Origin of the sequence: Reinekea blandensis MED297 (assembly GCF_000153185.1) — a bacterium.
Taxonomy (GTDB): domain Bacteria; phylum Pseudomonadota; class Gammaproteobacteria; order Pseudomonadales; family Natronospirillaceae; genus Reinekea; species Reinekea blandensis.
Map to the genome: position 1 here is coordinate 164,006 of NZ_CH724151.1, position 9,054 is coordinate 173,059.

The following is a 9,054-nucleotide window of genomic DNA, read 5'->3' on the forward strand; positions in this document are numbered from 1 at the left end:
GATGTTGTGGACACCAGCGACTTCCAATACAGCACGCATCGCACCACCGGCAATAACACCGGTACCTTCAGATGCTGGCTGCATATAAACTTTCGAACCACTGTGACGTGCAGTCACAGGGTACTGAAGCGTGCCGTCAACGATATTCACATCAACCATGTTACGGCGCGCCGCATCCATAGCTTTCTGAATGGCAACCGGGACTTCTTTCGCTTTACCGCGACCGAAACCGACTTTACCGTTACCGTCACCTACGACTGTCAAGGCTGTGAAGCCGAAAATTCGACCACCCTTAACAACTTTAGCTACGCGGTTAACCTGTACTAATTTTTCCTGCAGATCGCCGCCAGCTTGAACTTGATCATTATTCGCCATCATTCACACCTTAGAATTTCAGGCCGCCTTCACGGGCCGCATCTGCCAAAGCTTTCACTCGACCGTGGTATTTATAACCCGACCGATCAAAAGCCACCTCTTCTACGCCTGCTGCTTTCGCACGCTCAGCGACTAAAGCACCCACCTTGGACGCAGCATCGATGTTGCTGGTTGCGCCAGAACGCAACGTTTTGTCCAGAGTTGACGCGCTGGCCACTACCTGACCACCGTTTGGAGCAATAATTTGCGCGTAGATGTGCTGGTTTGAACGAGAAACGGTCAAACGATGCACAGCCAGTTCGCTGATTTTTGCGCGACTGCGGCGAGCACGGCGTAAACGGGAAATTTTCTTTTCGCTCATGACCTATGCCCTTACTTTTTCTTAGCTTCTTTACGACGAACGTATTCGTCAGCGTAACGCACACCTTTACCTTTATAAGGCTCTGGCGGACGGAAAGCGCGGATTTCCGCGGCTGCCTGTCCCAGCAACTGCTTGTCAGCGCTCTTCAATACGATTTCCGTATTGCTTGGCGTTTCAGCAGTGACACCTTCTGGCAGTGCGTAATCAACCGGGTGGGAAAAACCCAAAGTCAGGTTAACTGACTTGCCCGATGCTTTTGCGCGGTAACCAACACCGTTCAGCTGCAGCTTCTTCTCGAAGCCGTCAGTGACACCAACAACCATGTTGTTGACCAGCGCACGCATCGTTCCGGACATAGCGTGAGCAACTTTGCCGCCATCACGGGCAACAAAGGTCAGCGCGCCATCTTCCTGTTTAACTTCAACAGAAGGGTGCTGCGCCTGGGAAAGAGTTGTCTTACCACCTTTAACGGTGATTGACTCCGCGTCCAACTTGACTTCAACGCCAGCTGGAATTTTTACAGGAGAGTTTGCTATACGAGACATTGCTAATACTCCTTAGAAGACTTCACAGAGGACTTCACCACCGATGCCGGCAGAGCGGGCTGCGCGGTCAGTCATGACGCCTTTGGAAGTGGAAATAATAGCAACACCCAGTCCGCCTGATACCTTAGGCAGCTCCTGTGCACCACGATAGTGACGCAGACCTGGACGGGAGATACGTTTAATAGATTCGATAACCGGTTTGCCTTCGAAATATTTCAGGTCGATAGACATCACCTTCTTAACGTCACCTTCTACAGTGAAATCAGCGATGAAACCTTCTTCCTTCAATACCTGAGCGATTGCAGCCTTCTGCTTAGATGAAGGCATGGCAACTGCAGCATGACCGGAACGCTGTGCGTTACGAATACGCGTGAACATATCCGCAAGCGTGTCTTGCATACTCATTGATATTTAACCTCTATTGTACAGCGAAACGCGGTAGCCGGGTGCTCGAGAGCCCCGGCCCAGACCGTTTAGCTTACCAACTAGCTTTTTTCAGCCCTGGAACATTGCCTTGCATGGCCTGTTCGCGTAGGACGTTTCGGGATACGCCAAACTTGCGGTAAACCGCATGTGGACGACCCGTCACCTGACAACGGCGCTGCATTCTAACAGGACTTGCGTCTTTTGGAAGCTTTTGCAGCGCAATTTGTGCTTCCCAAATGTCTTCGTCAGAAGAATTTGGGTTTTTGATGACAGCTTTCAAAGCTGCACGCTTAGCCGCGAATTTTGCTACGGTTTTAGCGCGCTTGGCTTCGCGAGCCTTCATACTCTCTTTAGCCATGAACCTTACCCCTTAGTTCTTGAACGGGAAGGACAACGCTTTCAACAGAGCGCGGCCTTCATCATTGGTGCGAGCGGTGGTGGTGATGGTGATATCCATACCGCGCAGCTTATCCACCTTATCGTATTCGATTTCAGGGAAGATGATCTGCTCTTTAACACCCATGCTGTAGTTGCCACGACCGTCGAAGGACTTCGGGTTAATACCACGGAAGTCGCGTACACGCGGCAAAGAAATGTCAACCAGGCGATCCAGGAATTCCCACATGCGATCAGAACGCAGGGTTACCTTGGCACCGATTGGCCATCCTTCACGGATTTTGAAGCCAGCGACAGACTTACGAGCTTTGGTCACAACAACTTTCTGACCAGCAATCGCTTCTAAGTCTTTAACAGCACTTTCGAGCTGCTTTTTGTCGCCGATCGCCTCACCTACACCCATGTTCAGGGTAACTTTGGTGACGCGAGGGACTTCCATTACGTTCTTGTATCCGAACTCTTCTTGAAGCTTGGATACAACTTCTTCTTTGTATAGAGCTTTAAGTCTAGACATAGTCGTATCCCTTATTCACCAATAACTTTCTTAGTAGATTTAAAGATTCGAACTTTCTTGCCATCTTTAACTTCAAAGCCAACACGGTCGCCCTTGCTGGTTTCTGGGTTATAGATTGCAACGTTCGAAGCAGCGATTGGGGCTTCTTTCTCAACGATGCCGCCAGCGACATTCATTTGAGGGTTCGGCTTCTGGTGTTTTTTAACCATGTTCACACCAGATACGTAGAACTTGTCACCCTTTTTCTCGTCAATAATCACCTTAGTGATCTTGCCGCGCTTGCCTTTATCTTTACCGGCGATAACGACGACTTCGTCGCCTTTAATCAATTTACGCATTATTTCTCTCCACTTCCTGCTACCGTCTCACACGGTAAGCCCCGTGAGGGGCTTACAGTACTTCCGGCGCCAGGGAAATGATTTTCATGAATTTTTCAGTACGCAGTTCACGAGTCACAGGACCGAAGATACGAGTACCTACCGGAGCGTTGTTCGTGTTCAGCAGTACAGCTGAGTTCGTGTCAAAACGGATGATAGATCCGTCCGGACGGCGAACACCTTTCTTGGTGCGCACAACAACCGCGTTCATCACCTGACCTTTTTTAACTTTCCCGCGAGGAATTGCTTCCTTCACAGAAACTTTGATCAGGTCGCCGATACCGGCGTAACGACGGTGTGAACCACCCAAGACTTTAATACATTGGACGCGTTTCGCACCGCTGTTGTCAGCTACATCCAATACGGTTTCTGTTTGGATCATCTCTCAAACTCCCGAATTAAACGCGGACTGCGCGTTCGTCGATACTAACCAGCCGCCAAGTCTTAGTCTTGGACATCGGACGGCACTCTTCGACAGTCACTTTATCGCCAATGCCACACTCATTCTTTTCATCATGAGCATGAAGCTTGGTTGAACGCTTAACGAATTTCCCGTAAATCGGGTGCTTCACGCGGCGTTCCAGCAATACAGTGATCGTCTTATCAGCTTTGTTGCTGACAACCTGACCAGTTACGGTACGAGCTGTAGATTCAGACATATCAAGCACCTGCCTTCTCGTTCAATACAGTTTTAACACGAGCGATGTCCTTGCGAACTTGGCCCAGCAAATGCGCCTGATTCAGCTGTCCAGTCGCTTTTTGCATGCGATATTTGAATTGATCGCGAAGCAAATCCAACAGCGTGCTGTTCAGCTCTTCTACAGACTTGTCACGAAGATCTTTAGCGTTCATCACATCACCTGTCGTTTAACGAAAGTAGTTTCTACTGGGATCTTAGCCGCGGCCAGCTCGAAAGCTTCACGCGCGATCTCTTCGGAAACACCTTCCATTTCGTAGAGAACTTTACCTGGCTGAATCTGGCAAACCCAGTATTCAACGTTACCCTTACCTTTACCCTGACGCACTTCAAGAGGCTTCTGAGTAATAGGCTTATCAGGGAATACGCGAATCCAGATTTTACCGCCACGCTTAATATGACGAGTCATCGCTCGACGAGCCGCTTCGATCTGACGAGCAGTAATTCGACCACGACCTGTCGCTTTCAGTGCGTATTCACCGAAGCTTACTTTGCTACCGCGTTGCGCCAGACCACGGTTGCGGCCTTTTTGCATCTTGCGGAATTTTGTACGTTTTGGCTGTAACATCTACGCACCCCTTATCGCTTAGAATTTTTCTTAGGCTGAGCTTTGGACTTGGCACGAACTTCTTCGATACCGCCCAATACTTCACCTTTGAAAATCCAGACTTTCACACCGATGATACCGTAAGTGGTATTCGCTTCGGCAGTCGCGTAGTCGATATCAGCACGCAGAGTGTGCAGAGGTACTCGACCTTCCAGGTACCATTCTGAACGAGCAATTTCAGCACCGCCCAGACGACCGCTAACCTGAACACGAATACCTTCAGCTCCGCCACGCATTGCGTTCTGCATCGCGCGCTTCATGGCACGACGGAACATAACACGGCGCTCGAGCTGACCGGCAATAGACTGGGCTACCAGCTTACCGTCAAGATCAGGCTTGCGAATCTCTTCGATGTTGATATGCACAGGGATACCCATCATCTGAGTAAGTTCCTGACGCAGCAGCTCAACGTCTTCACCTTTCTTACCGATCACGATACCAGGACGTGCAGTATGAATGGTGATTTTGGCGTTCTGTGCAGGTCGCTCAATGATGATCTTGCTGACAGAAGCCTTTTCCAGTTTCTTCTCCAGGTAAGCGCGAACTTCAATATCGTTCAGCAGCTTCTCTGAATAGGTATCAGAACCTGCATACCAGACCGAGTTATGGTCTTTAACGATGCCGAGTCGGATACCAGTTGGATGAACCTTTTGACCCATTTTAACTTTCTCCTATTAACCTTGCTCGGCAACTTTGACCGTGATGTGGCTCGTACGTTTGAAAATACGATCCGCACGGCCTTTAGCGCGTGGACGGATGCGCTTCATCGTCATGCCTTCATCTACGAAGACAGTCGAGACGCGCAGTTCATCAACGTCAGCACCATTGTTGTGCTCGGCGTTTGCAATTGCAGACTCTAAAACTTTCTTAACCAGATCAGCACCCTTTTTAGGGCTGAACGTCAAAATGTCTAAAGCTTCAGCAACCGACTTACCACGGATCATGTCCGCAATCAGTCGACCTTTCTGAGCAGACAGACGCGCACCGCGTAATACAGCTTGTGTTTCCATCTCATCTACCCCTTAGCGCTTCGCTTTCTTGTCCGCAGCATGACCCTTGTAAGTTCGAGTCAATGCAAACTCGCCCAACTTGTGCCCGACCATATCTTCGGTAACAAACACAGGTACATGTTGACGGCCATTATGGACTGCAAAGGTCAACCCGACGAAATCCGGGAAGATTGTGGAGCGACGCGACCAGGTTTTGATAGGACGCTTTTCGCCTGACTCCAGTGCAGCCTCTACCTTTTTCATCAAGTGCAGGTCTACAAAAGGACCTTTCTTAAGTGAACGTGGCACAGCCTTTTCCTCTTAAATTAATTACTTAGAACGACGACGAACGATGTACTTGCTCGTGCGCTTGTTCTTACGTGTTTTATAGCCCTTGGTTGGAACACCCCAAGGAGTCACTGGGTGACGACCACCCGATGTACGACCTTCACCACCACCGTGTGGGTGGTCAACCGGGTTCATAGCAACACCACGAACCGTTGGACGAACACCGCGCCAACGTGACGCACCAGCTTTGCCTAATTGACGCAAGCTGTGCTCAGAATTGCTGACTTCACCCAGAGTCGCGCGGCAATCTGCCGGAACTCGGCGCATTTCACCTGAACGCATACGAATGGTTGCGTAAGAACCTTCACGTGCAACCAGCTGAACTGAAGCACCAGCGGAACGAGCGATCTGGCCGCCTTTTCCTGGCTTCATTTCTACGTTGTGTACAGTGGAACCAACCGGCATGCTGCGCAGCGGCATGGAGTTACCAATACGAATCGGAGCGTGCTCACCAGAGATGATTTTATCTCCAGCTTTCAGACCTTTAGGGGCCAGAACGTAACGACGCTCACCATCACCGTAACAAACCAGTGCGATGTGTGCAGATCGGTTTGGATCGTATTCCAGACGCTCAACCTTTGCTTCAATACCGTCTTTATTGCGTTTGAAATCAATCAGACGATAGTGATGCTTGTGACCACCACCAATATGACGAGTGGTAATGCGACCGTTGTTGTTACGACCACCGGTTTTCGATTTCTTCTCAACCAGAGCCGCGTGAGGAGCACCTTTGTGCAACTCAGCACTGACGATCTTGGTTAAGTGACGACGTCCTGCCGACGTCGGTTTTGCTTTGACAATAGCCATTGCTCGAAACCCCTACCTTATTCAGTCGCCAGGAAATCGATTTCCTGACCTTCAGCCAGTCGAACGTAAGCTTTCTTGACGTCGTTTCGCTTGCCCATGCCACGTTGAGTGCGCTTGGTCTTACCCTTTTGAACCAGGGTGCGTACAGACTTAACTTTTACGTCGAACAATTGCTCAACAGCCGATTTGATTTCAGGCTTAGTAGCGTCATTCGCCACCTTGAAAACATACTGACTGTTACCTTCCGCTACGATAGTCGCCTTTTCGGAGATGTGCGGACCGAAAACGACCTGATAGATGCGTTCCTGGTTCATGCGAATACCTCTTGCAACTTATTGATCGCAGCAACCGTTACCACAACCTTGTCGTAAGCGACCAGGTTAACCGGATTCAGGCCGGCAACATCGCTCACTTCAACGTGCGGAACGTTTCGTGCGGACAGATACAGGTTCTGATCAACGTCGTCAGCAACAACCAACGCGTTAGATACATCGATTTCTTTCATTTTTGCCAGGAAGTCTTTGGTCTTTGGCTTGTCGAATTTCAGATCTTCAACAACAACCAGACGCTCCTGACGAACCAGTTCAGACAAGATAGATTTCATCGCACCGCGATACATCTTCTTGTTAACTTTCTGGGACCAGTCTTGTGGGGCACGCGCGAATGAGTGACCACCACCAACCCAGATCGGTGAACGGATTGTACCGGCACGAGCTCGACCAGTACCTTTCTGACGCCATGGTTTAGCACCACCACCAGCAACAGCTGAGCGGTTTTTGGTTGCACGTGTACCCTGACGGGCACCAGCCATATAGGCCGTGACAACCTGGTGAACCAGAGCTTCATTAAATTCATTACCAAAGGTCGCTTCGTTCAGTTCAACCTTTGACTTGGCGTTTGCAACTTGAATATCCATTGCTTCCCCTTAGCCTTTAACTGCAGATTGAACAACAACGTGTGAACCGGTAGCACCCGGAACAGCACCTTTGATTAACAGGAGATTGCGATCGGTATCGACACGAACAACTTCCAGAGACTGAGTCGTGTGACGCTCAGCGCCCATATGACCGGCCATCTTCTTACCTTTCCAAACACGACCTGGTGTTTGACACTGACCGATAGAACCGGGAGCGCGGTGAGACAGGGAGTTACCGTGAGTTGCATCCTGAGTGCGGAAGTTGTGGCGCTTAATGGCACCAGCGAAACCTTTACCCTTGGAGGTACCGGTCACATCAACTTTTTGACCCGCTTCGAACAATTCAACGGTCAGCTCTTTGCCAGTTTCATATTCTGAAACATCCGCTACCGGGAATTCACGAGTCAACACACCAGCTTCAACGTTCGCTTTCGCAAAATGACCTGCTTGCGACTTGCTGAGCTTGTTTGCGCGCTTGTTGCCAGCCGTAAGCTGAACAGCGGCATAGCCATCGGTATCGACAGTTTTCACTTGTGCGACACGATTTGGCTCAATTTCAAGAACCGTGACAGGAACAGAAACACCGTCTTCAGTGAAGACGCGAGTCATACCTGCTTTTCGGCCTATCAAACCAATAGACATTACTTTTTTCCTCTATGTACGGGGCTAAGACCCGCTATGGCCGCCCCTTATTTACCTGACGGTCAATGAAGGGCTGTTACAGTAGAGACTTCTACTAACTTACTTATTCCGGATTAACCGAGGCTAATCTGGATATCCACACCTGCTGCCAAATCCAACTTTCGCAGTGCATCGACTGTTTTCTCAGTTGGTTCGACAATGTCCAGCATGCGCTTGTGAGTACGGATTTCGTACTGATCACGCGCATCCTTGTTCACGTGCGGAGAGATCAGCACAGTGAAACGCTCTTTGCGTGTAGGAAGTGGAATAGGACCACGCACCTGCGCGCCTGTACGCTTCGCCGTGTCGACAATTTCTTGAGTCGACGCATCGATCAATCGATGATCGAACGCTTTCAAGCGAATTCTGATCTTTTGGTTCTGCATGTGACCAAAGCTCCAAGATTGTTAAACAGCGTTAATACCCTCAAATTTGAGGGAGGCGTATTGTATGTATCTTGCACAACCCTGTCAACGACCGGTTTCAGCAGAAAAACCAGTATAAAAACAGAGACTTAGGACGTGGTGATCGGATAACGTACAATTTATTACAAAGAGCGAGGCGGCCATATGATCATTGAGGAACCGTTCGGGACCATCCCAGACGTTGATGTTGTAATTACCGGCGGGACCAGCGGCTTAGGCTCGGCCTTTGCCCAGAAATACGCGGCACAGGGGTATTCCGTTCTGATCAGCGGCCGACGCAGGGAAATCCTGGAGCAAACCGCCAGGTCCATCGAAGAGCAATACGCTGTTCGATGCGTGGCTGTTCACAATGACCTCAACGATCACAATGATCTCAACCGACTGACTACTTATATAAGTCATAACAAACAACTCAAAGCCCTGGTTAACAATGCCGGGTTCAACACCGATGGGGATTTTCATCACTTGAGCGGAGAACAGCACCTGGGCGATGGTGACCACTCACGTCACGGCCGCCACCCTGTTAAGTCATGCGGCTATGCCCCACCTTGTTACCCACAAGGGACAGTTAGTATTCGTCGCCTCGCTGG

20 protein-coding genes are annotated in these 9,054 nt (G+C 49.9%); 1 reads left to right on the top strand and 19 read right to left on the bottom strand.

The window, feature by feature from the left end; all coding sequences use genetic code 11:
* From rpsE to rpsJ, 19 genes are all read right to left on the bottom strand, one after another.
* Window positions 1-375, bottom strand: a 375-nt coding sequence (gene rpsE / locus MED297_RS09300; protein ID WP_040556942.1) for a 30S ribosomal protein S5, incomplete at its 3' end; no start/stop codon positions are given.
* Window positions 376-385: 10 nt separating this feature from the next.
* The gene (gene rplR / locus MED297_RS09305) at window positions 386-736 is read right to left on the bottom strand and encodes a 50S ribosomal protein L18 (protein WP_008044336.1); all 351 of its coding nucleotides are present in this window, start codon (window positions 734-736) and stop codon (window positions 386-388) included.
* A gap of 11 nt (window positions 737-747) precedes the next feature.
* Window positions 748-1,281, bottom strand: coding sequence for a 50S ribosomal protein L6 (gene rplF, locus MED297_RS09310; RefSeq protein WP_008044337.1), 534 nt, complete (start codon window positions 1,279-1,281; stop codon window positions 748-750).
* A 12-nt stretch (window positions 1,282-1,293) separates the two neighbouring features.
* The gene (gene rpsH, locus MED297_RS09315) at window positions 1,294-1,686 is read right to left on the bottom strand and encodes a 30S ribosomal protein S8 (RefSeq protein WP_008044338.1); all 393 of its coding nucleotides are present in this window, start codon (window positions 1,684-1,686) and stop codon (window positions 1,294-1,296) included.
* 73 nt (window positions 1,687-1,759) lie between these two features.
* Window positions 1,760-2,065 (bottom strand): 30S ribosomal protein S14, encoded by a 306-nt coding sequence (gene rpsN / locus MED297_RS09320; RefSeq protein ID WP_008044339.1) that lies wholly within the window; start codon window positions 2,063-2,065, stop codon window positions 1,760-1,762.
* Between the two features lie 12 nt (window positions 2,066-2,077).
* The gene (gene rplE, locus MED297_RS09325) at window positions 2,078-2,617 is read right to left on the bottom strand and encodes a 50S ribosomal protein L5 (protein ID WP_008044340.1); all 540 of its coding nucleotides are present in this window, start codon (window positions 2,615-2,617) and stop codon (window positions 2,078-2,080) included.
* Between the two features lie 11 nt (window positions 2,618-2,628).
* Window positions 2,629-2,955 carry a 50S ribosomal protein L24 gene (gene rplX, locus MED297_RS09330; protein ID WP_008044341.1) on the bottom strand — a complete coding sequence of 109 codons (327 nt, stop codon included), beginning with the start codon at window positions 2,953-2,955 and terminating at the stop codon, window positions 2,629-2,631.
* 52 nt (window positions 2,956-3,007) lie between these two features.
* Complete coding sequence (gene rplN / locus MED297_RS09335; RefSeq protein WP_008044342.1) at window positions 3,008-3,376, bottom strand: 50S ribosomal protein L14; 369 nt, start codon at window positions 3,374-3,376, stop codon at window positions 3,008-3,010.
* Window positions 3,377-3,392: 16 nt separating this feature from the next.
* The gene (rpsQ, locus tag MED297_RS09340) at window positions 3,393-3,653 is read right to left on the bottom strand and encodes a 30S ribosomal protein S17 (RefSeq protein ID WP_008044343.1); all 261 of its coding nucleotides are present in this window, start codon (window positions 3,651-3,653) and stop codon (window positions 3,393-3,395) included.
* A 1-nt stretch (window position 3,654) separates the two neighbouring features.
* Window positions 3,655-3,846 (bottom strand): 50S ribosomal protein L29, encoded by a 192-nt coding sequence (gene rpmC, locus MED297_RS09345; protein WP_008044344.1) that lies wholly within the window; start codon window positions 3,844-3,846, stop codon window positions 3,655-3,657.
* Window positions 3,846-4,259, bottom strand: a complete 414-nt coding sequence (gene rplP, locus MED297_RS09350) for a 50S ribosomal protein L16 (protein WP_008044345.1) — start codon at window positions 4,257-4,259, stop codon at window positions 3,846-3,848. The genes rpmC and rplP overlap by 1 nt, the downstream gene beginning before the upstream one ends.
* An 11-nt stretch (window positions 4,260-4,270) precedes the next feature.
* A complete protein-coding gene (gene rpsC / locus MED297_RS09355) occupies window positions 4,271-4,957 on the bottom strand; it encodes a 30S ribosomal protein S3 (RefSeq protein ID WP_008044347.1) in 687 nt (228 codons plus the stop codon).
* Between the two features lie 15 nt (window positions 4,958-4,972).
* The gene (gene rplV, locus MED297_RS09360; RefSeq protein WP_008044348.1) at window positions 4,973-5,308 is read right to left on the bottom strand and encodes a 50S ribosomal protein L22; all 336 of its coding nucleotides are present in this window, start codon (window positions 5,306-5,308) and stop codon (window positions 4,973-4,975) included.
* Window positions 5,309-5,320: 12 nt separating this feature from the next.
* The gene (gene rpsS / locus MED297_RS09365; RefSeq protein WP_008044349.1) at window positions 5,321-5,596 is read right to left on the bottom strand and encodes a 30S ribosomal protein S19; all 276 of its coding nucleotides are present in this window, start codon (window positions 5,594-5,596) and stop codon (window positions 5,321-5,323) included.
* A 21-nt stretch (window positions 5,597-5,617) separates the two neighbouring features.
* Window positions 5,618-6,442 (bottom strand): 50S ribosomal protein L2, encoded by an 825-nt coding sequence (gene rplB / locus MED297_RS09370; RefSeq protein WP_008044350.1) that lies wholly within the window; start codon window positions 6,440-6,442, stop codon window positions 5,618-5,620.
* 17 nt (window positions 6,443-6,459) lie between these two features.
* Window positions 6,460-6,756, bottom strand: coding sequence for a 50S ribosomal protein L23 (rplW, locus tag MED297_RS09375; RefSeq protein WP_008044351.1), 297 nt, complete (start codon window positions 6,754-6,756; stop codon window positions 6,460-6,462).
* Window positions 6,753-7,358, bottom strand: a complete 606-nt coding sequence (gene rplD / locus MED297_RS09380) for a 50S ribosomal protein L4 (protein WP_008044352.1) — start codon at window positions 7,356-7,358, stop codon at window positions 6,753-6,755. The genes rplW and rplD overlap by 4 nt, the downstream gene beginning before the upstream one ends.
* 9 nt (window positions 7,359-7,367) lie before the next feature.
* On the bottom strand, window positions 7,368-8,000 hold the full coding sequence (gene rplC / locus MED297_RS09385; protein ID WP_008044354.1) for a 50S ribosomal protein L3: 633 nt from the start codon (window positions 7,998-8,000) through the stop codon (window positions 7,368-7,370).
* A 113-nt stretch (window positions 8,001-8,113) separates the two neighbouring features.
* Window positions 8,114-8,425 carry a 30S ribosomal protein S10 gene (gene rpsJ, locus MED297_RS09390; RefSeq protein ID WP_008044356.1) on the bottom strand — a complete coding sequence of 104 codons (312 nt, stop codon included), beginning with the start codon at window positions 8,423-8,425 and terminating at the stop codon, window positions 8,114-8,116.
* A gap of 183 nt (window positions 8,426-8,608) precedes the next feature.
* On the opposite strand from rpsJ, the gene MED297_RS22300 reads away from it, so the two are divergent.
* Window positions 8,609-9,054, top strand: a 446-nt coding sequence (locus MED297_RS22300) for an SDR family NAD(P)-dependent oxidoreductase (RefSeq protein ID WP_161599297.1), incomplete at its 3' end; no start/stop codon positions are given.